8 protein-coding genes are annotated in these 26,751 nt (G+C 41.1%); 2 read left to right on the forward strand and 6 right to left on the reverse strand.

From position 1 onward, the window contains the following. Window positions 1–98 precede the first annotated feature (98 nt). Entirely contained in the window at window positions 99–1,217 is a 1,119-nt protein-coding gene (locus tag SOM16_RS01610; RefSeq protein ID WP_320462234.1) for a sensor histidine kinase, read from the forward strand. Here the strand turns inward: SOM16_RS01610 and SOM16_RS01615 are convergent. The 4 genes from SOM16_RS01615 to SOM16_RS01630 form a co-directional block, all read right to left on the reverse strand. Further along, window positions 1,207–4,002: a thiopeptide-type bacteriocin biosynthesis protein gene (locus SOM16_RS01615; protein WP_320462235.1), complete on the reverse strand. Its 2,796-nt coding sequence runs from the start codon at window positions 4,000–4,002 to the stop codon at window positions 1,207–1,209. The genes SOM16_RS01610 and SOM16_RS01615 overlap by 11 nt on opposite strands. 117 nt (window positions 4,003–4,119) lie before the next feature. Beyond that, the gene (locus SOM16_RS01620; protein WP_320462236.1) at window positions 4,120–6,120 is read right to left on the reverse strand and encodes an OmpA family protein; all 2,001 of its coding nucleotides are present in this window, start codon (window positions 6,118–6,120) and stop codon (window positions 4,120–4,122) included. 11 nt (window positions 6,121–6,131) lie between these two features. After that, window positions 6,132–7,133: a PorP/SprF family type IX secretion system membrane protein gene (locus tag SOM16_RS01625; RefSeq protein WP_320462237.1), complete on the reverse strand. Its 1,002-nt coding sequence runs from the start codon at window positions 7,131–7,133 to the stop codon at window positions 6,132–6,134. 41 nt (window positions 7,134–7,174) lie between these two features. After that, window positions 7,175–22,303, reverse strand: a complete 15,129-nt coding sequence (locus tag SOM16_RS01630; protein WP_320462238.1) for a putative Ig domain-containing protein — start codon at window positions 22,301–22,303, stop codon at window positions 7,175–7,177. 227 nt (window positions 22,304–22,530) lie between these two features. On the opposite strand from SOM16_RS01630, the gene SOM16_RS01635 reads away from it, so the two are divergent. Next, window positions 22,531–25,110 (forward strand): hypothetical protein, encoded by a 2,580-nt coding sequence (locus tag SOM16_RS01635; protein WP_320462239.1) that lies wholly within the window; start codon window positions 22,531–22,533, stop codon window positions 25,108–25,110. Window positions 25,111–25,150: 40 nt separating this feature from the next. Here the strand turns inward: SOM16_RS01635 and SOM16_RS01640 are convergent, their stop codons facing one another. Next, the gene (locus SOM16_RS01640) at window positions 25,151–25,990 is read right to left on the reverse strand and encodes an OmpA/MotB family protein (RefSeq protein ID WP_320462240.1); all 840 of its coding nucleotides are present in this window, start codon (window positions 25,988–25,990) and stop codon (window positions 25,151–25,153) included. Between the two features lie 64 nt (window positions 25,991–26,054). Then, on the reverse strand, window positions 26,055–26,717 hold the full coding sequence (locus tag SOM16_RS01645) for a DUF2461 domain-containing protein (protein ID WP_320462241.1): 663 nt from the start codon (window positions 26,715–26,717) through the stop codon (window positions 26,055–26,057). Window positions 26,718–26,751: the final 34 nt, after the last annotated feature.

Below are 26,751 nucleotides of genomic sequence, written 5' to 3' on the forward strand. Positions count from 1 at the left end.
TGTAAAGGTGCAGCCTAAATTTTTGCCCCCCTATTTTTTTACACAAACACTTACTTTTGGAAGATAAAACCTCAATTTCAGTAGATTTAACCTAAAAAATGATACAATTAACGCTTAAAAATTTCTGGAAAAAATATAATCTTCATTGCATTATTTGGGGAATCTACATCATTTATGAGGTATTTATTTTAGGCTTCACCGCTAATCACTTCCGACCTGTTGGCCAATACGTTCTTGTTTACATTACCAACGTTTTCATTTTTTATACCCATGCTTACCTTGTTGGAAAAGTGATAAAAGACAATAGCGCAACACTTAAATTTTTAAAGATTTTAGGGCTAATACTCATCAACTTATTTGCTTATATTCTTTTAACTTATTTGCTGGTCGTGTTGTTCGGTAAGTTAGGATTTGTTGAATATGAAGGTTGGGATTTTATTACCCGCACGTTCATTTTATCCTGCATCTACAGGTCGTTACTTTTTATTGGTTTTGCTACCGGTTACGTTTACATTCTTAAATCATTTGATGACCAGAAAAAGGTAGAAATTCTGGAGCGACAGAATTTAATTACTCAAATTGAGAAGCAGAGTTTGGAAACAGACCTGGTTCAATCGCAAAACAACTTTTTGAGGAGTCAGATTAATCCGCATTTTCTATTTAATACGTTAAACTTTATTTATAACGATACCCGGAAGAAGGCACCAATGGCGGCTGATGCGATTATGAATTTATCAGAAATGATGCGCTATGCACTGAAACAACCTGAAGCTTCAGAACTGGTGCCTTTGCGAGAGGAAGTAGAACAAATAGAACATTTAATCAACTTGCATAAATTGCGTACAGCAAATACGATTAACATGGCGCTGGAGGTGAGTGGTGATTTATTTGGTTTGAGGTTTCCACCGCTCATCCTTCTTACTCTTGTAGAAAACATTTTTAAGCATGGAAATGTAACCCATTCTACGCAACCTGCTGTGGTAAAAATAGATTACAAACAAAACACCTTGAATATCAGCACCATTAATATGGTAAATGATGGCCGTGGTAAACATGAAAGTCATCATGTTGGCTTAGAAAATGTGGCAAACCGTTTAAAAAGCTTTTACAAAGACGATTTTGTTTTTAAATACTACACTGATCCTTTGAACAGGTATGTAACTGAAATAACTGTTGAAGTAGTTAACCCAATGGCTAAACTTAATATTAACCGGTAGCCTTGCCACGCTGAAGATCCTTCAATAGTAAATAGTACATGACCATTTCATGGGTTCGTTGGTTTTTATCAAAAAGCCGATTCACATGCATGTGCATTAAATCCATAAATAGCCTGATTTTACGCCCAGGCTCCATTTGCTGCAATAATGAAACCAACGATTGAACCAACTGGTTAAAACATATTTGTTGGTTTTCATCAAGCGTTGCCGTGATACTGGTTTTATACGATTGATATTGCTGATTCAGCTTTTTGAAATCTGCTGCATCTAAACGGTGTTCATTGTTATATGAATCTGATGCCATTTTAACTACCTTTCTGAGCTCTTCTATTTCGAAAACGCCTTGTTCCTGTAACAGGTTTGCAATTGTTGCACATAACTTATACTTGCTAAAAGAATCGGGCTGTTGCGGGAGGATAGACAATACAAAAACACTATCAAAGTTGAAATGTACCTCCAACTGCTCAATCAGATCGCTTCCATAGCGTTCAATTTCACGCTTATAGGCCCTTAAATAAAAATCTGACACCAATCCATTGCTGATGTATGGTGCTAAATGTTCAGCAAATGATGTACTAAGCAATTGGTTATGCGCCACATCTTTAACATTAATTCTAAATCTTAAATGGTTTCCATTTTCATTATACCTGATGAAAAACCACGATTTAATCTGACCCTCATGTGCCTGGAGAAATGTATGGATTACATTAACAAGAATTTCATCTGATCGCTGCTGGTGACAAAATATTTCAAAATAAAGCCATTCACTTCCCGGAAGAAAAATTTGCTGAACAGGTTTTACGGCATCAATGTTAATTGCCTGAGCCTCGTTATAAATGCGCTCATTGTGTGTAACACCCAGTATAAATTGGGTTAAATAAGGTTTTGCGTGTTCATTAACAACCAAATGCTGTTTTGGCAAAATCACCTCTTCGAGGTAAATGTGCTTATGCTTTTGCATAAACTGCATAAACGCTGTTAAATCTTCATCAATGGCCAGGCCGAAGCATAATGTCTGATCCGACAACCCTGTTTTGAAGTAGTCAGACACCCCAAGCTTGGTCAGATACTGCCTGCATGCATCAACAGAAAGCGGTATTTTTGCCGGAAAGAAGTTTTCCTTTTCAACCCGCCACTTCTGTGTATTTAAGATGATATTCTGGTATTGCAGTCGCGGATAATAATTCAAATCTGGGAAAAGAACATCAAGCGGGAGCGATAAATTGCTTTGTATTCCCTGATATTGTAAATCGCAGAGCAAGCGGAATACAGATAGATCCGACCTCGTATAGTTATATGCAGAAGCCAAGCGTGGCATTAAACGTTTGTTTAACGACCTCGACCTAAGCACAACCTCTCCGTTTCTTACCGAGAGCTGAATATCATTGAGTAAGAGTGGATTTGCTGAGGTATCGTAATTAAGAATGGAAAGCTGATGTTGATAAACCAGTTTTCGCCTGTTGATATTGTCTACAGTGGCTTCTACCATATAAGCAACATCAAAGAAAAGCACACCTGAATTTGCTTCCTGTTCTATTGTTGAAATTTCTTTGCAATAGTCTTCAACCGCATGGTTTGCCATAGAAAAACGACCTGCTAATGCATTTGCAGTTACCCCTCCTATTTGATCCATTGTAATTAAATCATCCGCAACATTTAACAGTATACTCAGCGAATTTGGAAGCGGAGTAGGTTTTTCATTTAAAATTAAGTTTAATTCGTTTAGAAATACCGTTTTCCCTGGTTCGAATTTTTCTAATGATAATGATTTTTTCAAGCTGGATTTCAAATCGTCGCTTAATTTATTATCCTTTTTTTTGTTATTAAACTGAAGAACGAAATCATCCCCTTCACTCTGCTCCAGTTCATCATAACCCACACCCATTTCAGGGTCGAGGGCTAAAAGAAGTGAAACCTCTCGCTGTTCGAATTTTTTACTAAATCGCTGAATGAATGCCGTTAATGCAGACCTTTCTTCTTTCGGAACGATTTTCTGCAATAGATTAAGTAAATTCGGAACAGCCTTAAAGAGATTGCGGTCTACTCCCCCACTTAGAACTTTCCGTTCTGCAATTATATATTGAGGTAGCGTTTCCGTTACTTCTTCTCCAATTCTTTTGAAATAATCTTCGCCTATAATATTTGGATCCTGATCAGTAAAAATGAGCTGCAAATCATGCATATCTTTCAGCATGCTAAACAGATCTGATTCCTGCCCGGTGTCTAAATTAAGCTTTGCAATTAAGTCCTGCAACCGAATAGGCTGCATACAAGCATTCAGAATCTGCAGCACAAATTCGTCATTCCCAATCTCAGCAAGTTCAAAAACACCCTCTGTACAAGCAATGTAACGGATACCATCAAGCGTAGCGTAGAAACTGCTATTGCTAAACAAAAAACCATTCTTATTCAGAAAAGTATCGAAGTCAAAAATCAACTGATTGCGATACGGCCAGTCGATAAAACGATGAACAATCTGTTCTTCACTAACTTCCAGGTTGGTAGCATGCGTTTTAATGGCATCGTTTAAAATGCTAAAACTTGCAAATGTTCCATAGGGCGTAGAGCGATATTTTGCCCTATTAAAATACTTCCAAATGGTAAAGTATATTTTTGGTGGCAAGGCACTTAGATCCTTTGCTTCCACATCTTTTATCGTTTCATAAAAATCGCCAGACGATACGGCTATTGCTTTTTTCAGTTCCTCCCAACAAGCCTGCAAATCAGCCACATAAGAAAACATTGGGGTTCGAAAGATGAGTGTTGGGCTTAGATTGAGTTTCATGAGATTGTATAACCAGCGAAAATTACAAAGATTAATTATAAAATTGCTATCTGCACAAAACTAAAAAACCACTTCCAAAAAATAGAAGTGGCTCTCAACGGGGGACAATTATTGAAATTATTTTTTAGTTACCTTAAATTCGGTTCTTCTGTTTTTAGCTCTGCCATCAGGATTATCTTTCTTCCTCCGGCCTCTGCCAATCTCATTTGGTGCAATCGGCGTAGATTCTCCGTATCCTTTTGAGGTTAACCTGGATGCTGAAATCCCTTTGCTTACCAAATAATCTACACAAGATTGTGCTCTTTTATTTGATAATTCAAGGTTGTATTCGTCTGTGCCGATATTATCAGTGTGCGATCCCAATTCAATCTCCATCTCTGCATTATCTTCCATAATCGGAATTAGAAAATCCAACACTTTTTTAGATGGTTCCGTTAAATCTACGCTATTAAATTCGTAATATACATTATCTAATGCGATTGGAATTCCAATTTTAAACGGGCTCAAACAGTAATCTTTGTAGATCATGGTATCTGCTTTTGCCAACTCTTCGTAAACATAATTCTTGGTAATGGCGAAATAGTTTTCTTTTGAGAAAGTGAGTTTTATCGGTCGTTTTGAATCTGCTTTGAAATGGTATTTTCCATCTATGCCAGTGGTTACCGTTTGTGTTCCTTCCACGTTAGAGAAAGCTATAGCCGCACCTGCCATGGGTAGTTTGGTTTTACAATCGGTTAAAAGGCCTTCAACAGAAAAATATTCTTTCTTAATTTCAAATACCTCCAGGCAGCATGATGACTCGCGGTCTGAACTAATATAGCCTTTCGTATCATCGGCATTGGTTGAAGTGAAATATAAATCATCTTTTGATGAATTGAATGGATAGCCCATGTTTTTAGGTTCAGACCAGGTTACCAAATCACCCTCTGACTCAAAAAAATCTAAACCACCTAAACCAATTCTGCCATCGGTACTAAACATTAATTTTTTGGTTATGGGGTTGTAATAAGGTGCACGCTCATCATCCTCCGTGTTAATGGTTGGGCCAAGGTTTACCGCCTGCCCTAAAGTGCCATCGCTTCGGATAGCACAATACCAAATATCAAATTTGCCATAACCGCCGGTTCGATCTGATGAAAACAAGAGAAAGTTACCATCACGGGTGACAAATGGCTGCTGTGAATTAAAATCTTTGCTATTTACCTCCAGGCCAACAGGTTGAGGATTTGACCATTTATCATCGCTTTTTTTAGCTTGATAGATGGCATAACGCTCTTTTTCTCTCCAGGCAGTGAAATAAACCGTATTGCCATCCGGAGAAAAGCTTGCCGCAGCAACTTCCATATCCTTAGGCAGATTAATATCCATCATCTTTACAGAAACATCTGTAGTAGCTAATGCATTTTTAGAGATATACAGTGTATTTAGAAAAGGGTTTGCTTTGGTAGAAACCTGAACTTCACCGGTTTCTGTTTTCACTACATCTCTTTTACCGTTCACATTAATAGGTCTTGATGAGGTGAAATAAAAGTCTTCTGCAACCTTTACCGCTGCATAATTTGACCCTAAGCCATTCACATTTGCCGGTACTTTTTTAATCTGAACCATTCTTGGAAATCTCATTTCTTCGAGTGCAAATTTGCAGGAAGCAATTTCCTTTTGTGCATCTTTAACCAAGGGATCAGCTGGGTTTTTGCTGATAAATGATTCGAATGAGGCAATCGCAGGATTGAACTTTTTATTTGCCCTCAAACTTTCTGCATAATAAAAAAGTGCTTTTCTATACCTGGTATTGGTAAAAGTAATCGCAATGCCGTAGTACTTTTCTGCTTCTGCAAACTCTCTGTACATACGGCTAGATTCTGCCAGGTTATAGATCGATCCTTCATAATCTTCAATCACCTTATTATCTGAAGTCCCCTTCCGCTCTTTTCCATAAGGTAAAATGGCTTGTGCCGTATCGCCCGTAATTTTTAAAGCCTTTTTATAGAAAGTAGAGGCCGCGTAATAGTCCTTGTTCTCAAAATAAGTATCTGCTACTTTTTTATAATTTACAACATATTGGGCATTTGCAAAACCTCCAGCTGCCAATAATAAACACAAAAATATTTTTCTCATTTTATTATTAATTATAAGCGTGGACAAAAGAAATTTGGACCGATAATTCCGTTACGCCCAATCAGGGAGATAGATAATTCTATCCCTCCATTGCTATTGGATGCACGGTTAAATGAGGAGGTATTTACATCATAACTTAAACCAAACACCATGTTGCTTAGCTGCAAACCAACAAATGCGATGGCTGCATCTTTCATCCGGTAGTTACCGCCGAACAAAATATTAGATGACTGATTTACATTGAGTTGTGCATAAGCACCTACTGAAACTTCGTTGGTATTCCCCTGGTACATTACCAATGCATTCGGAACAAGATCTAAGAAATCTGAAGCACGAATGCGGGCACCGCCATGGCCGGTAAATCTTACGGGGATTCTGGATTCAGTTCCTGTAAAACGATCTATTGGGCGGGTTAAATGTGCCGCACTGGCGCCTACAAATACATTAACATTCTGGTTTGGATTACCATCAAAATACATAATACCGAAGTTAACATCAGGTACCAGTGAAGATTGCGACTGGAAAGTTTCCCCATTTATCATGCCTCCATCGTAGCCTGTTAAGGGATTAAACTGGTTGCCAAATCGTGCCTGAGAATAATCAAAACTCCTATTGATAACCCCTGCCTGCAAACCGAAATTTATGGTTTGCAATCCTTGTCTGCCAAACCTTAAACGATAGGAACCAGATACCAGCGCCGTGAGGTAGTTAAAATCCAACTCACCGGCCCGCTGATTCAGGATGGTACCACCAAAAGCAAAGTTTTTCTTTGGTGCGAGATCGAAGGAAGCTCCACCAGTTAAAAATGAACTGTTTAATGCCCCCCACTGCTGTTTAAAGTTTACTGATGCGCGATAGTCGCCATCAATAACCCCGGTTAATGCCGGATTTAACCAAAGTGGATACGCATAGTATTGTGAAAAATGCGGATCGGTTTGGGCAAATAATCTCGAGGTGCATAGGAGCAGGCTCAGTACTGCCACAAATGTTTTTAAAGACGATGGTATTTTCATGGTATTTAATTTTGTCTGTTTATTTTTTAGCCTAATCATTATTATCTAATTAGCGTTACTGTACCTTTTTTCATCGTACTGGTGCCATCGTTAAATTGAGCTTCTACCATGTACACATACACGCCAACCGGCTGATTGACACCTTTGAATGTTCCATCCCATCCATTCGACATATTATCTGATTGGAAGATCAACTGACCCCACTGTGTGAACACCGACATTCTCGCTGATGCGATCGTATTTCCATAGATTAGGAAAGTATCGTTCTTACCATCGTTATTTGGCGTAAACGCATTTGGAATATAAATCTGACTTCCAAAAGGATTTGTCGCTTTACCGGTAACCGGGCTGGAATTTGCACTGGTTTGGCAAGCCAGCTGTCCGGTTGCCCTTACAATAAGAGTTACAGACTGATCTGGTTTTAAGCCTGATGCCAGGTAAGTCGTTCCAACAGCTGCCTGCCAGGTTAAGCCATTATCTGTAGACACCTGATAACCTGAAGCGCCATTTACAGCAGGCCAAGCGAAGGTTACACTATTGGCAGTGGTTGACTGTACCACTACTGCTGGTGTAGCCAACACCGGAAGAACTGTTACCGTAACTGGTGTTCTGCTTGCACTTGCACAACCACCTACTGCAATACTTTCTACATAATAGATGGTAGTTGCTGTGATGTTTGGTGTGGTAAAAGTGATTCCCTCGCCTAGTACATTTCCATTAGAACTTACACTGTACCATTTGTAAATTAATCCTGCTACCGGATTATTCACCGTTAATATGGTGTTGCTACCCGCGCAAATTATTCCGTTAGCCGGAGTTGCAGAGGCAGGTGCCAACGGCACTTGCAAGGCTGTCACATTTACTGGCGTTCTCGATGCAGAGATACAAGATCCGTTCGCCCCTTCCACATAATAAGTTACGTTAGTAGTTACAGTTGGTGTGGTAAACGATACGCCTGTACCTGCAATTGATCCACCGGTTGCCGCAGTATACCAGTTGTAGACTGCACCTGTTTGCGGATTGCTTACCGTGATGACGGCTACACTACCGATACACGTGCTGATGTTTGACACATTAACCACCGGAACTGCTGGTCTTTGATTCACGGTAACTGTGATTCTCACCCGGCCGCCGTTGTTATTACAGCCTCCGGCATTAATCGCTGTTACGAAATAATCAGTTGTACTGCTTAATGCAGGGGTATTATAAGTTGAACCTGTAAATAACAGGTTACCGCCCACCGCTGCGCTATACCACTCGTAAGTTATACCAGTTTGGGCATTGCTGATAATCAATTGGGTTGGCTCACCAGAACAAATACTGGTTCCTGTACTGGCTACCACCGGGTTGTTAGGCAAACTATTCACGGTAACTGCTATTGCCAAGCCATTGCCTGATGCGTTTTCACATTTATTATCACCTTTAACGGTTACATAATAAGTGGTATTGGCCGTTAATACCGGAGTAGTAAATACGCTGCCTACAAATGCTACCGATGTTAATGCGGCATCGTTATACCAGGTAAATACCGGATTAGTTACCGTAGTGCTGCTTGCTGTTAATACGGCGGCCACACTTCCACAAATTGATCTCGATCCGCTCACTGATACATCAGCTTGCACTGCTCTTGGGTTTACTATTACTGTGATTGGTTTCGCAGCCGCAGCTGTGTTTTCACATCTATTTGTGCCTTTAACTGTTACGTAGTAAGTAGTGGTTGCAGTTAATGCTGGTGTGGTAAAGTTCGGACCAACAAAGGCTACACTGGTAAGTGAAGCATCACTGTACCAGGTAAACACCGGGTTAGTTACTGTTGTTGAGCTGGCATTAATGGTTGCCGTTCCAGAACCACAAACCAAGGTTGGCGCAGATAAAGTGATGTCTGCTGCGGTGGCGGCTTCATTCACATTTACCGTGATTAACCTGGCAGTAGCAGCTGAACTTTCGCACCTGTTATCACCTTTTACGGTTAAGTAATACCTGGTGGTTGTAGTTAAAACAGGTGTATTGAAAGTTGCACCTACAAAGGCTACTGAAGTTAAGGCAGCATCATTGTACCAGGTAAAGATTGGATTAGTTACTGTTGAAGTAACCGCAGTTAATGTTGTCATGGATCCTGCGCAGATTGTTGCATCTGTTGCGGTAACATCTCCGGTACCTGCTACTGGTCTAACCGTAAGCGCGATTGCCAAGGCGCTGCCTGAAGCATTTTCACATTTATTATCACCTTTAACGGTTACATAATAAGTGGTATTGGCCGTTAATACCGGGGTAGTAAATACGCTGCCTACAAATGCTACCGATGTTAAAGCGGCATCGCTATACCAGGTAAATACCGGATTAGTAACCGTAGTGCTGCTTGCTGTTAATACAGCGGCAACATTTCCACAAATTGATCTCGATCCGGTTACGGTGACATCAGCTTGTACTGCTCTTGGGTTTACTACTACTGTAATTGGTTTCGCAGTCGCAGCTGTGTTTTCACATCTATTTGTGCCTTTAACCGTTACGTAGTAAGTAGTGGTTGCAGTTAATGCTGGTGTGGTAAAGTTCGGACCAACAAAAGCTACACTGGTAAGTGAAGCATCACTATACCAGGTAAACACCGGGTTAGTTACTGTTGTTGAGCTGGCATTAATGGTTGCCGTTCCAGAACCACAAACCAAGGTTGGTGCAGATAAAATGATGTCTGCTGCGGTGGCGGCTTCATTCACATTTACCGTGATTACCCTGGCAGTAGCAGCTGAACTTTCGCACCTGTTATCACCTTTTATGGTTAAGTAATACCTGGTGGTTGTAGTTAAAACAGGTGTACTGAAAGTTGCACCTACAAAGGCTACTGAAGTTAAAGCAGCATCATTGTACCAGGTAAAAGTTGGATTGGTTACTGTTGTGCTCGTTGCGAGCAAAGCTGCCGAAGTACCTGCACAGATTGTTGCATCTGTTGCGGTAACATCTCCGGCACCGGCTATCGGTGTTACGGTTAGTACTACTGCCAAGGCACTGCCTGAAGCATTTTCACATTTATTATCACCTTTTACAGTTACATAATAAGTGGTGTTAGCCGTTAATACCGGGGTAGTAAACACACTGCCTACAAATGCTACCGATGTTAAGGCGGCATCGCTATACCAGGTAAATACCGGATTAGTAACCGTAGTGCTGCTTGCCGTTAATACAGCGGCAACATTTCCACAAATTGATCTCGATCCGGTTACGGTAACATCAGCTTGTACTGCTCTTGGGTTTACTACTACTGTGATTGGTTTCGCAGTCGCAGCTGTGTTTTCACATTTATTCGTGCCTTTAACTGTTACGTAATAAGTAGTGGTTGCAGTTAATGCTGGTGTGGTAAAGTTCGGGCCAACAAAAGCTACACTGGTAAGTGAAGCATCACTGTACCAGGTAAACACCGGGTTAGTTACTGTTGTTGAGCTTGCAGCAAGTGTTGCCGTTCCAGAACCACAAATCAAAGTTGGTGCAGATAAAGTGATGTCTGCTGCGGTTGCGGCTTCATTTACATTTACCGTGATTACCCTCGCATTAGCAGTAGAACTCTCACACCTGTTATCACCTTTTATAGTTAAGTAATACCGGATGGTTGTAGTTAAAACAGGTGTATTGAAAGTTGCACCTACAAAGGCTACTGAAGTTAAAGCAGCATCATTGTACCAGGTAAAAGTTGGATTGGTTACTGTTGTGGTCGTTGCGACTAAAGCTGCCGAAGTACCTGCACAGATTGTTGCATCGTTTGCGGCAACATCTCCGGCACCGGCTATCGGTGTTACGGTTAGTACTACTGCCAAGGCGCTGCCTGAAGCATTTTCACATTTATTATCACCTTTAACCGTTACATAATAAGTGGTGTTAGCCGTTAATACTGGCGTAGTAAACACACTGCCTACAAATGCTACCGATGTTAAGGCGGCATCGCTATACCAGGTAAATACCGGATTAGTAACCGTAGTGCTGTTTGCTGTTAATACGGCGGCCACATTTCCACAGATTGATGTTGATCCGGTTACGGTAATATCTGTTTGTACTGCTCTTGGGTTTACAATTATTGTGATTGGTTTCGCAGTCACAGCTGTGTTTTCACATTTATTTGTGCCTTTAACCGTTACGTAGTAAGTAGTGGTTGCAGTTAATACTGGTGTGGTAAAGTTCGGACCAACAAAGGCTACACTGGTAAGTGAAGCATCACTGTACCAGGTAAACACCGGGTTAGTTACCGTTGTTGAGCTGGCAGCAAGTGTTGCCGTTCCAGAACCACAAATCAAAGTTGGTGCAGATAAAGTGATGTCTGCTGCGGTGGCAGCTTCATTCACATTTACCGTGATTACTCTGGCATTAGCAGTAGAACTCTCACACCTGTTATCACCTTTTACGGTTAAGTAATACCTGGTGGTTGTATTTAATAAAGGCGTATTAAAGTTTGCGCCTACAAAGGCTACTGAAGTTAAAGCAGCATCGTTGTACCAGGTAAAAGTTGGATTGGTTACTGTTGTGCTCGTTGCGACTAAAGCTGCCGAAGTACCTTGACAGATTGTTGCATCTGTTGCGGTAACATCTCCGGCACCGGCTACTGGCGTTATCATAATCGTTACTGATCTGCCAGTGTTAGGTGCATTTTCACATTTATTATCGCCTTTTACAGTTACGTAATAAGTAGTGGTTGTATTCAGCACCGGGGTTACGAAAACATTGCCGATGAAACTGATATTGGTTAATTCAGGATCGCTATACCAGGTAAATACCGGGTTCGTTACGGTTGGGGAAGTAGCAGTTAGCGTTGTTGTTGATCCAGCGCAAGCACTGGCACCACCATTTAAGATAATATCAGTTGTGGTGGCTAAAGGATTTACAGTAACCACTACCACCTTGGCATCAACCGCGGTATTCTCACATTTGTTTGTACCCTTAACGGTTACATAATAGGTAGTTGTTGAAGTTAATCCGTTAACCGTAAAGTTCGGACCAACAAAGGCAACACTTGTTAACGAAGCATCAGTATACCAGGTAAACACAGGTTGCGTTACCGTTAAGCTAGATGCCATTAACATGGTGGTTGAACCTGCACAAATTTGTGTGTTAGCAACAGTAATATCTGCAGCTGTAGCATAAGGTTTTACTGTAACGTTAACCACTCCGGCCGCATTGGCAGGGTTTTCACATTTGTTATCGCCTCTAACCGTTACATAATAAGTAACTGAACTGGTTAATACTGGCGTATTAAATGATGCACCAACGAAGGCAACTGTTGTTAAAGCTGCATTACTATACCAGGTAAACACCGGATTGGTTACGGTAGTGCTCGATGCTGATAATTGCGTGGTTGAGCCTACGCAAACTGATGTTACACCATTTAGATTAATGTCTGCTCCGGTAGCAAAAGGATTAACAGTAATAGTAATCGCTCTGGCTGTTGCCGGAGTGTTTTCACATTTGTTATCACCTTTTACTGTTACAAAATAAGTAGCCGTTGCCGTTAATACCGGCGTATTAAAGTTTGCACCTGTAAATGCCACTGATGTTAAAGCAGCATCATTATACCAGGTAAATACTGGATTAATTACCGTTGTGCTGGTTGCCGATAACGTTACCGTTGCACCACCGCAGATTGATGTTGGTCCGGTTAGGGTAATATCTGCCACGGTAGCTACCGGATTATTGGTAATGGTTATTACCTGCGCATTTCCAGGTCCGTTGGCACATTTATTATCACCGCGAACAGTTACATAATAAGTAGTTGAAGCCGTAATTGCAGGTGTGGTGAAAGTAGCAGATGTACTTACTACCTGTGTTAAAGCGGCATCGCTGTACCAGGTAAATACCGGATTAATTACGGTAGTGCTTGCGGCAATAAGCGTTGTTATTGCCGATGCACATACCGCCGTATTTCCGGTGATGCTGATATCAGCAGCCAATGCAGCCGGAAGAATCGTAATGGTTGCTTTTGTTCTGGTTGGATTGCTACATCCGTTTGCATTCACTGCTTCTACGTAGTAATCATAAGTACCTGCTGTTAAATTGGTAGCTGTTGTAAAACTGCTATTATTGGTAACCAGCATATTCCCATTTACTGCTGCATCATACCAGTTATAAGTATTCCCAGCTACCGGAACCACTGTTAAGGTAGCTGAGGTATTGATACAAGTAGTCGACGGATTAGTGGTGGCCAGTACAGGCGGTGCCGGAGGGGCAGTTACAGTAACCGTAACGGGTACCTTCACCGTTTCACAGCCATCGGCATTCGCACTTACCGCATAATTGTAAGTACCTGCGGCCAATGCCGCATCAGTAATAAATGTTGTTCCATCTTTTCCTGTTTGATAAACACCACCTAGATACCACCTGTAAGTAATGCCTGACTGAGGATTTTGCACGCTCAAAGTTGCAGATGACCCCTGACAAGCACTAACTGTTGCAGCAATTACGGTAGGTGCTACGATACTGCGCTGTGCGTAGTCGAAATTAACAGAATTAAGTGCACCTAATAAGCCTGAATTTAATCTCAGTTCAACACCATCGAACCTGTTGGTTGGTACGAAAGTAAGTATGGCTGAGTTGCTGCCTGTTAGCAGATTGATGCTGATTAGTGGATTTGAAATTAAAATCGCATCGTTATTTGTTGTAGTACCCTGGTAGGTGGTTAAGGTTAAGTTTGACAATAAACCTACTGTCAGCAATTGACCTGGAGTGGTAATTTTCACCCTTAAGGTATCGCCAACATTTGACAAGCCAGAGAAACCTAATTGTTGGAATACGGAAGATCCCAGCAAACCAACAGGAATAACCAAACTCGATCCTGTATTGATGTTTCCATCTATGGCCTGGGTTGGATTAATAACTCCGGCACCAATGGTAATACCTCCTGATACGCCGTTAGTTTGGGTAATTGCCGCACCACAAGGTGTTGGCACAGGCGTTCCGTTCGGAATCACAGTAACAACAACCGCTGTTCTGGTTGAGGTACATCCGCCAGGTACCGTAGCTTCTACGTAAAAAGTAGTATTACTTGATAACGGACCAGTTACATAATTCGGGCCTGTGAAAATTGGTGTGGTAGCCGTTGCGCTGGTATACCAGTTGATGGTTGCCCCAGCCGTGCTTGATGTTGCAGTTAGAGAGGCAACAGAATTTTCTGAAATAGTAACTGCAGCTGGTGTCACCACTGGCGCATCGATATTTCCAATAGCAATGGTGGCGGTTGCTCTTGCTGATGCTGCACTGCAACTATTTACCGCCTCCACTGTATAGGTGGTATTGGTGGTTACATTGGCAACTGTGAATGTTGTACCATCTAAACCTGCCTGATAAACATTCGCAGCATCATACCATTTATAAATAGTTCCTGCCACCGGATTTTTCACCTGGAATATTACCGTAGTATTTAAACAGGCGGTAACATCAGGATCCAATAATTCTGGAGTTACCGGAGCTGGATTAACAGTTACATCTACCACTGTTCTGGCGCTCACACAACCAGAGGCAGAAACCGCAGCAACGAAGAAACGGGTATCTCCTGTTAAAACAGGAGAGGTAAAAATGATTCCGTCTTTACCAGTAAGATAAGTTCCGGCGCTATCATACCACCTGTAAGTTAAACCAGATGAAGGATTGTTAACCACCAACTGGGTTGTTTGTCCTGTACAGGCAGTTACATTTGCTGAAACCACTTCTGGCGCTACCAGAATACGCTGTGCGTAATTGAAGTTTAGTGAATTGAGCACACCCAAAGCACCACCATTTAAGCGAACTTCAACGGCATCAAAAGTTGCTGCTGGCACAAAAGTGATTAATGCCTGTGTTCCGCCATTTAGTAATTGAACATTTAAAAGATTATTATTTAAGAATCTGGAATCACCATTACTGTTGGTTCCCAGATAGGTTGTAATTTGTGCATTACCCAGTAAGCTAAGCGAAAGCAACCTGCCTGGAGAAGATACCAAAACAAGAACCGTATCGCCTGGTTGAGAAACTGAACCAAAACTTGCTCTCTGGTAAACTGAAGCACCCAACGCACCTACCGGCAATACCAATGAAGATGCGGTTTGGGTATCATTATCAATGGCTAAGCCCTGGTTAAATACGCCAGCCAATAACGCTACACCTGTTACGCCACTTGTTTGTGCAGTTGCAGATTCGCATGGAACAGGGTTTGGCGCACCATTTCCATCAACAGTAACCGTAACCTGAACCCTGCTGGCAGATGTACATCCGTTAGCCGCAACTGTTTCTACAAAATAAGTAGTAGTGGTGGTTAACGGTGGTGTAACATAAGTAGCACCGGTATAAATCGGAGCGGTTGCATTTGCACTGCTGTACCAGTTAAAAGTTACTGCAGGATCTGTAGATGTGGCGGTTAAAATCACCGTTTGGCCTGGTGCAATCGTTGATGCGCTTGCTGTAATCACCGGTAATACCGGACGAGGGTTTACCGTTACTGAAACTGCTGCGCGGGTGGCACTTACGCAACTTCCTTGCGCAGCCTGTACATAGTAGGTTGTATTAGCACTTAAAGCCGGGGTAGTTACTACTGAACCAGCAAATAACAGATTTCCACCTGTAGCGGCATCATACCAGTTATAGGTAACGCCGGCAACAGGATTAGTTACCGATAAGGTAACTGGTGTTCCGGCACAATTGGCGGCAACAGTAGCTACTACTGGCGTAGCCAATGCTGGTATAACGTTTACAGTAACCGGAACGCGGATAGGATTTGGACAAGTTCCTTTCGATACTTGTATATAATAGGTGGTGGTATTTGCTAAGGCCGGAGTGGTAAAAGTTTCGCCAACGGCCAGTTGGGTACCACCAATTGGCGCATTGTACCACGCTAAAGTAGTACCGCCATTTGCAGTTGCCGTTAACGTAGCTGTACTGCCTGCACAAATGGTTTGTGCAGCTGCCGCAACTGTAGGATTTGGATAAACAATCGTTGCCCCATAAATATCTAAGCTGGTTACTGCAGAAACTAGCGCACCGATACGAACTTCTACCCTGTCAAATGCACCGCCAGCAGCAATCGTTGCGGCAAAACGGCTACCACTTAAAAGCTGAAGATTTAATAATGATGAGCCTAGTTGAACTGTTCTTACTACTGTTGCACCATTCAGGATGTTAACAGTAATATTGTTTAATAATTGAAGATCTAATAATCCGCCAGGTAAAGCCAGGTCTAAACGAACACTATCTGTAGCCGTACCCGCAGTTGGGAAAATCAGTTGTTGATATCCTGATGAAGCAACACCCACGCCCAAAGTGATTCGCGTTGCGTTAGTAACATCATTATCTGTTGAATTTCCTGCATCTGTAATTCCGCACAGTAAACATATTCCGGTAATACCGCTATTTTGAGTATTCGCTGCATTACATGCCGTACCTGTTCCACCAGGAATTACCGTAACAGTAACCGGAACACGACTTGCACTAACGCAGCCGGTTCCATTAGTGGTTTCAACATAGTATGTTGTGGTTGCGTTTAAAACCGGGGTTACAAATGATGTTCCTGTACCCACCTGTGTTCCGCCGGTTGGCGCATCAAACCAGGCAATGGTATTTCCGGTATCGGCAGTAGCCAGTAAAGTAGTAGACTGTCCCGTATTGATTACCTGACTATTCGTAGTGACTGTTGCTAAAGTTGCGGAAGGATTTACCGATACGTTTACCGCAGTTCTCGGGCTTATCGCTGTGCCAGATACCGCTTCTACATAAAATACAGTCTGAGCAGTAATTGCCGGAGTAGTAAAGGCACCAGTATTATTGGTTGCCAATGGCGTATTTCCTGTCGCGGCATACCAGTTGTAAGTTACGCCAGCTTGTAAATTGCTTACGGTTAACGTTGCCGGCGAACCTACGCAAACAGTAGCCGCAGCTACAACCGGAGCGTTCACGGTAACTGTTAAATTATAACCTGTAGTTGCTTTATTGCCGTTTGCATCAGTTGCTGTTAATGAAACGGTAAAGGTTCCACCTACTGTTGGTGTTCCTGTAATTTCTCTGGTTGTGGTATTAAATGATAATCCTGCCGGAATATTCGTGGCCAGATAGGTGTACGGCCCTGTTCCACCCGTTACCGCCGGAAGCGTTGCACCAGCATAAATATCTCCAACTATACCATTTGGTAAAGTAGCAGTTGGTAAACTCAAGGCACCAATTACCGTGATTCCATAATTGTTGCTCGCCGTTCTGCCCTGTCCGTCGGTAACCGTTACTGAAACTACATAGTTACCTGCCTGTGTTGGTGTACCAGTAATGTCTCGCGTAGCCGGATCAAATGACAATCCCGGAGGAAGGCCGATTGCAGTATACGTATATGGACCCACTCCGCCTGTTGCTGCCGGAATATTTTGAACCGGATAAGCCACATTTTCTGTCCCATTGGCTAATGTTGCTGGTGGCAATACCAATGGATCAATTACGGTGATGGCGTAATTCGTTGTTGCGGTTTTCCCCGCTGCATCCGTTACGGTAACCTGAATGGTAAAGGTTCCAGATTCGGTAGGTGTGCCTGTGATTTCTCTTGTTGCCGGGTTAAAGGCTAATCCTAATGGAAGACCTGTAGCCGAATAAGTATAAGGAGTTGTTCCACCGGTTGCCGATGGAATAGTTTGCATTGGATAAACTGAACCTTTAACCCCACTGGCTAAAGTAGCCGTTGGCAATACTAATGGATCAGTTACTTTTATGGTATAGTTTGCAGTAATGGTATTTCCATTTACATCCGTAACCGTAACCGGAATCGTATAGTTACCAATTTGAGTTGGTGTACCTGTAATTTCTCTGGTTGTTGGATCGAAAGTTAATCCCGGAGGAAGACCATTTGCAGTATAAGTATACGGACCAGTTCCACCTGCCGCTGCCGGAATAGTCTGTGTAACATAAGGCGTTCCGGTTACGCCATCAACTAATGCAGCAGGCGCCAGCGTTAATGCCGGGGTTACGGTTAAGTTAAAGGTGGCCGTTACACTGCAGTTTTTAGTATCAGTAACCACCACATTAAAGGTTGGTGTGCCTGTTGCTGTTGGTGTGCCGCTGATTAAACCTGTTGATGAAAGTGCTAAACCTGCAGGTAAAGTGCTTCCTGGAGCCAGTGCATAAGTAAAGCCTGGCGTACCTCCGGTTGCCACCGGAAGTTGTCTGCTATAGGCCGATGCAATGGTGGCATTGGTTAATGTTGTGCCTGTAAAAATAATGGCTGGATTTACGGTTACGACCACCGGAATACGGGCAGTATTGGCACAATTTGCCTTGTTAACCTGAATGTAGTAAGTGGTAGTAGCTGAAATTGCCGAAGTAGTAAATGTTTCGCCGGCACCTAACTGTGTTCCGCCGGTTGGGGCATCAAACCAGGTTAATGTAGTGCCGCCATTTGCTGTGGCCGCCAGGTTAGCTGTGCCCCCTGCGCAAATTGATTGTGCCCCTGCCGTTACCGTTGGATTTGGATAAATAACTGTTGCACCATAAATATCTAAAACGCGTAATGCAGAAACAACCGACGTAAAGTTTACCTGAACACGATCGTAAACCCCTCCGGCTACAAGTGTTGCAGCAAACCTGCTGCCGCCTAGTAGGGAAAGATTTAACAAGCCGCTACCAACCTGAACGGTTTTAACAACGCTTGTTCCATTTAATACGCGGATAGTAATGTTATTGAAAATTCCTACATCTGCTAAACCAACTGGTAAGCCTAAATCTAAACGGATACTATCTGTTGCCGTACCTGCACCAGGGAAGATTAATTGTTGGTAACCCGATGCGCCAATACCTACAGACAGCTGAATTTTAGTTACGTTATTTGGATCTGAATCTGTTGAGTTACCAGCATCTACAATTGCACAAAGTGCACAGACCCCCGTAATGCCAGAGTTTTGAGAATTTGCCGTATTACAAATGGTATTACCACCACCAGTAATTATGGTAACGGTAACCGGAACCCGGGAAGCACTTACGCAACCCGCAGCACTTGTGGTTTGAACATAATAAGTTGCGCTCGCCTGTAAAGCTGGCGTAGTAAACGAACCACCTGTACCTACTTGCGTACCACCTGTGGCTGCATCAAACCAGGCAATAGTGTTTCCCGCATCAGCGGTTGCAGTTAAGGTGGCGGTTTGGCCAGCATTAATCACCTGACTGCTTGTGGTTACTATAGCCAATGTAGCCGGTGGATTTACAGAAACAGTTACGGCAGTTCTTGAGCTTACTGCCGTACCTGAAAATGCTTCAACAAAAAATGTGGTTTGAGAGGTTACTACCGGAGTAGTAAAAGTTCCTGAAGTACTGGTTTGTAAAACGGTATTGCCAGTTGGCCCATATAACCGGTAAGAAACATTTGGTACAACATTACTTACGGTTAGCGAAGCACCAGATCCAGAACATACTGTTGTTGATGCTACAACCGGAGCATTCACATCAACGGTAATACCATATGATGTGGTTGCTTTGTTATTGTTCACATCAGTTGCTGTAACCTGTACATTATAAGTACCACCTTGTGTTGGCGTTCCGGAGATCACTCTGGTAGTGGGATCAAAAGTTAATCCTGAAGGAAGATTAACTGCCACGTAAGTATATGGACCTGTACCACCACTTACTGCGGGGATCGTTTGAGCAGGATAGCCCGTACCAACAATGCCATTTGGCAAAGTAGAAGATGGTAAAGTCAGTGTTCCAATTACCCGAAGTGCGTAATTATTGGTAGCCGTTCTGCCTTCACTATCTGTTGCAGTTATTGAAAGAGCATAATTACCTGCCTGCGTTGGCGTACCGCTTAACTGCCTGGTTAATGGATTATAGCTTAAACCAGCTGGAATATTGCTGGCTAAATAGGTATATGGCCCTACCCCTCCAGTTGCTGCCGGAAGCGGTGATGAAGAATAGGCTACATTCTCCGTACCATCTGGCAATGTAGCTGATGGGAGGATTAATGGATTGATTACCGTAAGCGCATAATTGGTAGTTACGGTTTTTCCATCTGCATCTGTTGCCGTTACCGCAACGGTAAACGAACCAGCAACGGTTGGTGTACCGGTAATTGCCCTGGTAACAGGATTGAAAGTTAATCCGGCAGGTAAACCAGTAGCTGTGTAAGTATATGGCGTGGTACCACCAGTTGCCGAAGGAATAAATTGCGGTGTATAAACTGAACCTGTAGTTCCAATGGCCAATGTTGCCGAAGGTAGGATGAATGGATTGGTTACTTTAATTGTATAATTAGCCGTAACCGTATTTCCGTTTGCGTCTGTAACCGTTACCGGAACAGTATAATTTCCAGGGGTGGTTGGCGTACCTGTTATTTCTCTCGTTGCTGGATTAAAAACTAATCCCGGAGGAAGATTTACGGCTGCATAAGTATATGGACCTGTACCGCCTGCCGCAGCTGGAATCGTTTGTGCCGGGTAAGCTGTACCTGTAATTCCTTCGGGCAAGGCACCTGCAGTTAATGTTAAGGCAGCTGTTACGGTGAGCGTATATGGCGCCGTTACATTACAGCCCTTAGTATCTGTAGCGACTATCGAAAAATTATAAACATTTGGAACAGTAGGTATGCCTGCAATATTACCTGATGTAGAAAGGGTTAAACCCGCTGGCAGCGTACTACCCGGGGCTAGCGCATAGGTAAAACCAGGTGTACCACCTGTTGCGGGAGTAATTTGCCTATTATAAGCAGACTGACTGGTTGCATTTGTTAACGTAGTACCTGCAAAATTAATTTGTGGATCTATAGTAAGCACTACCGGTACCCGTGTAGATTCGGTTGGGCAGTTTAAGCGGCGTGCCGCAACATAGTAAGTTTTGTTTGCCGTTAAACCCGGAGTAGTAAAAGTTCCGTTAAAGGCTACTGTTGCCAATGGCGTTCCACCTTCTATATTTTCGTACCAAAGCAGTTCGTTCGTATTTGCAGTTGTTGCCGTTAAAGCAACAGGCACATTGTAACATGCAGCCACAGCATTGCTGGAAGGAGCGGTAAAAGTTGGTCTTCCGGCAGAACGCGTAAGGCCATAAACATCTATGGTTTGCGTTAAGTTTGCATTTACCAGGGATGAAAGAGTTACTTTGACCCGATCGAAAGGCACACCCGGAGAAAACGGAAGATTAACAATCGATCCATTGTTGAGGAGCGTAAGTAATTCGAGACTCAACAAATTTGGATTTAAAACTTGTGTATAAACCTCTGTGTTGCCATTGTAAGCCGTAACCCTGATATTATTTAAAAGGCCAAGGTTTAGGAGTGCAGCGGAGGTTTTAAATCTTAAATTAAAATCATCAGTTGGATTAGATGGCGTTGTAAAATAGAAAATCTGACTGGCCGTTCCTCCTACAGCGAGAACGCCTAAACTAATTTGAGAGAAATTATTAGGATCGGCATCAATTGCTCTATCACTGTTAATTACGCCAGAATTCCCCAAGCGCAAAGCATCCAGGGTAATGCCGGTTCCTTCGAAACTGGTTGCAAATGCCTGTGCACAAGGATCGGTGCCAGAAGTATGAAAAGCGTAATAAACTCTTGTACTATTGTTTGTACCTAACAGCAGCGTGCTGGTATTATCTCTGATAACTACCCTGTCATAAATCTGGTTTGGTGTAATGGCTACATAAAACCTGCCTAAACCATCTTTAACCAGGCGAAGATTGCTGTTGGTAAATTGGCCGCTACTGGCGCCATCGGTTACAATGGTACCCGCTGCATTTTTAGCAGCAATATAAAAACTGTGGTTCCCTAAAGCAACATTCCCTAAAACATTGGCCAGTAATCCACCTAAATTGCCACCAAGCAGTGCATTTAATAAATCAGGATCAGAATCTATCCTGATATAGGTGGTGGTATTTGCGGGCACATTAGATGGGAACTTCAATTCCAGTTCACCACTATAGGCCAATATATTTAAAGCAATACCGCCTGATGATTTTACAGTCGCAAAAGTATTCTCATCATCAGTAGTGGCATTTGTTGGATTATCAACTGTAGATACTGAACAAGCACCTAAGCCAAGTACGCCACAACCAGTAAGACTGGTGGCATTTCCTGATGCTGTTGCAGTATTCGCATAAATTTTTGTTTGTGAATACGATTTAGAAAATATTAGCGTTAATATAACTACTACAGCAAATGTCAGCACATTGCGAATAATCCGTTTTAAGGATGGCGAAGTAGAGATTTTCATCATGTCAGGCGTTATTTAGGGTGACTCTGGGTTTGTTTGGCTGCACTTCTGTTACAGCAGTACAATGGTCACAAATCTACATGAGCGCAGTTCATCTGTATTATCCATTTCTATTCATTGTTTAACCGCCCTATTTCATTCATTTCATTCATACGTTCATTTATTGACCAATTCATTTCTGCTATTGTGAAATTATGATGACATTAGCAAAGTCATCATCTCTATATTTAATGAACTCTAACGAACTCCTAATTGAACTCAGGAAGTTTGTCCTTACAAAATCAGGATTAAGGAATATCGACCCTGCGCATTGTAAAGTAATTTCTGAGTATGTATTCCAAGAAACTAAAAACTATGTTAGTGAAACCACTATCAAACGTTTTTTTGGTTTCGCAAATACGCTACATAAATTTTCTTTGTTCACGTTAAATAGTTTATCTCAATACATTGGTTATTCAGACTGGGATTCATTTAAGAAAGACAAACAGCATAACATTTCTGCCGATCAAAGCTTATGGCATACTTTAAAACTGAAGGCCCGGACCATTACGGATTTAGCGTTAATTACCAAAAAAAATAATTCGGGTGTTCCGTTTGAGTTTACCGCTAAAAGAAGTTTTTTTTATCCTGATTTTGATTACTTTTTAAAAAACAATTACCAGTTTGCCACCGTTAGCGCACAACCGGGTCAGGGTAAGTCGATCTTAATTGCACATTTGGTAGAGCACTTTTTTCATTCAGAGAATGCGTTGTATAAAAATGATATCGTTTTACTTATTAATCCTAATACCATTAACTCTGCTATTCAGTTAGGATTAACCTTGAAAGAGTGGTTTTTAAAAGAGTTTAACTTTAACAGCGTAAGCGAATTAATTAATTATATAAAAAATAATCCAAGCAATAAAGAAGGCCGCTTTGTCATTATTATAGACGGCATAGATGATTACCTTTCGCAAAGCAATAGGTTTAAACTGTTTGTAGATTTTCTTTACAGCATTGAGGAAAATAATTTCCTTAAAACCATGATCAGTTTACGAACCAATAACTGGATAAATCTGCAACCCGTTTTAACCGGGTCAGCATTTTTAACTAAACATTGGTATACGGGCGTTTTTTATGATGAGGAAACGCTTTGTAATGTTCCGCCACTAAGCCCAAATGAAATTTTATACACGTTAAGCCACATTGAGAAAAAGCTGGTCACTGCAGAGGACGTGAATGGGGCATTACTTACACAATTAAAAATACCATTCTGGTTACAGGTTTATTATAAACTCATTAGCGAAACAAGAACCCTCGAATTGGATGATCCGTTATTATGTTATGAGCTGATCAACTTTTTTGTAGAGAAGAAAATATTTTTAGCTAAAAAAAGTACTGAGAAAATCTTTTTGCTAAAGAAGATTAGTGAACATATTTCTGAAGGGAATAAAGGATTGAGAGTAGCAAAAGAAAATGTGCTTACTTTTATAAACTGTTATCCGGAAGCATATGAAGAGCTTCTTTACACCGGGATGCTGATAGAAGAGAAACGCTATAGCACGGCTATTCCAACCGAGGTGATCAGGTTTTTAAACAACGACATATATACCTATTTCTTGTTTCTCCAGATTACGGAAACTTTTAAATATAAATCAAGTAAGGCCCTATTCGAATATATTTTACACCACTTTTCTCCAAGAACAGCCTTAAGGACCAATATTATAAACTGGACTATCCGTTTTTGTGTTAATAGAAATGAGATTGCTGAGCTTAAGAATATCCTCAAGCTTCCATTTACGAATGAAGAAAAAAATAATGCTTTTGACTTTATCTGTTGCGTTTCAAAATATGAGCTGAATAAACCCAACTCAAAATTTAATAAACAAAGCATCGGGCAGGATTTCATCGACCTCATGGCCTCGGGCAGAACCATGAGTAAGTTGTATAAAGAAACCATCAAAAACATTTCTGATAATGTGCTGAATGAGGATGTGCAGATTATGTTGCATATTATTGAATGTAATATCTCGTTAATCGATATAGATAAAGCATCTCTGGTGAATACCATGCAGTTACTAAAGCGCAATTATAAAAGATTAAATGAGCTTTTCCCTATTAATCCTTACGATTTAATCTTATACTTTTATAATAATTTAATTAATAAGCCCAATGAAGGTGGCGCTCTGGAAGATAAAATTATTAAGCTTTGCCATCAGATCGACCGGACACCACCACTAAAAAATGAAGCATTAACTACGATAGAAATACTATCTTACAGACTGGTACTCACTGCGCTATTTACACAGAAAAACTATGCAGAGTGCCACCGCTTTATCATGGCTATTTTAAATAAATATCCAAATATCTTCTACCTCCGGAATTCTGTATTTTCCCCTTTTCTACTGATTCATTTAGGCCACACTTATCTTAAACTTAACTATTATAAAAAAGCACAGAGAATTGTAGCGTTTATAGAGAAAATTATAGCAAACGATTACACGTACTACACTAAATTTATCTCTGTTAGTTTTTTCGTTTTCAAAGCCAGTTTCTATAATTGTATTCACGATTACGAAAAGGCTATTGTAAAAAGCAATTTGGGTTTAGAAATTGCCGCAAAAAACGATTTTAAAATGATGGAAGTGGCACTTTACCTGCTTAAAATAGATGCGCTCAAACATTCTGAGGTTTTTGAAGAAGTATCTAACGTGATTAAAGAATTGTTAAACTTTTTGGCATATCACAAAATTTCCATGCCGGATTACACGAACCTAAATGGCGGAGACTTTGAGCAAACCTTTAAAGTGCTAAAATCATATCGAAAATAAAAAGCCTGTTGAGGATAGTCAACAGGCCTTTACCAAATCTTTATTTAATTAAATTGTAGAGTTCATCCAATTTAGGCGATAATACAATTTCTATTCTTCTGTTTTTACTTCTGCTTTCTGCATTGGTATTTGCACCTAAAGGCTGGAACTCACCTTTTCCGGTTGCGGTCATCCTTACACTTTCTACCTTCTCACTTTCAGTTAAATAACGCACAACTGATGTGGCCCTTAATACACTTAAGTCCCAGTTATCTTTAATTTGACCAAGGTTATTAATTTTTTGATTATCGGTGTGACCTTCCACCGCAATATTAATTTCGGGCTGTTGCTTTAATACATTTGCAAGTTGAGTTAAAGCTTGCTTGCCTTTCTCATCAATAACAATACTTCCCGAAGGGAATAATAGCTTATCTGTTAGAGAAACATATACTTTACCATTTTTGATTTCTACAGTTAAACCGCTTTTAGTGAAGCCCAATAATGCCTGCTGAAGTTTTTCTTTTAAAGAGTTGGTGGCTTCATCACGCTTACGCAATACCTCTTCTACCTCCTTCAACCGTTTTTCTCTGGCGGCTAAATCACCAGATAGTTTAGTAATTTCGCTGGTGGAGTTATTTTTAAGTTTTTTATAATTTGCATCAACTTCATTGTAGTTATTCTGCAAATCCCTTAATTCTTCAGCCATTAAAGTAGTGTCCTTTTTAAGCCTTGTTACTTCTTTCTCCAGGTTTTCTATTTTAACCAGCCCCTCATTAAATGCAGTATACAACGAATCTTTACTTCCCAGCAATGCCTTATACTTTTTAGGAGATAGCACCACGCAGGAGGTAAGCGATGAAATAAACAAGAGAACGGCAAAAGCAAAGAAGGTATTTTTCATGTGTAGGATCAGGTATTTAGTATCAGATATCAAGATATTAGTATCAAGACGGAGTGTAATTTGATTATGGGTTTAATGCGTTTCTCAAAAATACAACTAATGGTTGTATCGTTTTAAAAGAACTTATCAACTTATTAACGAGTGTTGGCTTAAAAAATTCTTCATCAGCCAATTCCATTGTAGCTTCGAAACTTTTAAGTTTCAAAAATTCGATATTGGGATCTGCGGGATCATAACCTTTGGGTGCATTTTTTAAAGCGTTTGATGTACCTAATTTAAAACTGCTTTTAAAATCTTTATTATTGATAATATCTTTGAATTCATTGATATTATAATCTAGTTCCTGCCTGATGAGTTTAAGATCTGGTGCTTCAGGCATCCAATATCCACCGGCAATAAAACTCTTCCCTGGCTGAATATGCAGGTAGTAGCCAGGCTCGTTCCCTCCTTTACTTTTTGCCGAAAACCAAATGCCAAAATTATTTTTATAAGGATCTTTATTTTTACTGAAACGAACATCGCGGTAAATGCGCATCAGGCTTTTCTTCGCATCAGTTTCCGCAGAAATTAATGGGTCTGCTTTAGATAGTTCAGTAATTAGCGTAGAAACCAGATTTAAGGTGTCCTGCTTTGCCTCTTCATACCGGGCTTTATTTTCCGCAAACCACTCCCGGTTATTGTGGTTGGCAACATCTTTTATAAATTTTAATGTTTCTTTTTTTAACATCGCTGAAATTAAAAAATAATATTTTCAAATGATT

Origin of the sequence: Pedobacter sp. CFBP9032, from assembly GCF_034045265.1 — a bacterium.
Lineage (GTDB): Bacteria > Bacteroidota > Bacteroidia > Sphingobacteriales > Sphingobacteriaceae > Pedobacter.

What these genes read in the sequence shown, in the direction of transcription:
- SOM16_RS01610 (WP_320462234.1), top strand. Translation starts at nt 99, where the DNA reads ATGATACAATTAACGCTTAAAAATTTCTGGAAAAAATATAATCTTCAT.
- SOM16_RS01620 (WP_320462236.1), bottom strand. Translation starts at nt 6,120, where the DNA reads ATGAGAAAAATATTTTTGTGTTTATTATTGGCAGCTGGAGGTTTTGCA.
- SOM16_RS01625 (WP_320462237.1), bottom strand. Translation starts at nt 7,133, where the DNA reads ATGAAAATACCATCGTCTTTAAAAACATTTGTGGCAGTACTGAGCCTG.
- SOM16_RS01635 (WP_320462239.1), top strand. Translation starts at nt 22,531, where the DNA reads ATGAACTCTAACGAACTCCTAATTGAACTCAGGAAGTTTGTCCTTACA.
- SOM16_RS01615 (WP_320462235.1), bottom strand. Translation starts at nt 4,002, where the DNA reads ATGAAACTCAATCTAAGCCCAACACTCATCTTTCGAACCCCAATGTTT.
- SOM16_RS01645 (WP_320462241.1), bottom strand. Translation starts at nt 26,717, where the DNA reads ATGTTAAAAAAAGAAACATTAAAATTTATAAAAGATGTTGCCAACCAC.
- SOM16_RS01630 (WP_320462238.1), bottom strand. Translation starts at nt 22,303, where the DNA reads ATGATGAAAATCTCTACTTCGCCATCCTTAAAACGGATTATTCGCAAT.
- SOM16_RS01640 (WP_320462240.1), bottom strand. Translation starts at nt 25,990, where the DNA reads ATGAAAAATACCTTCTTTGCTTTTGCCGTTCTCTTGTTTATTTCATCG.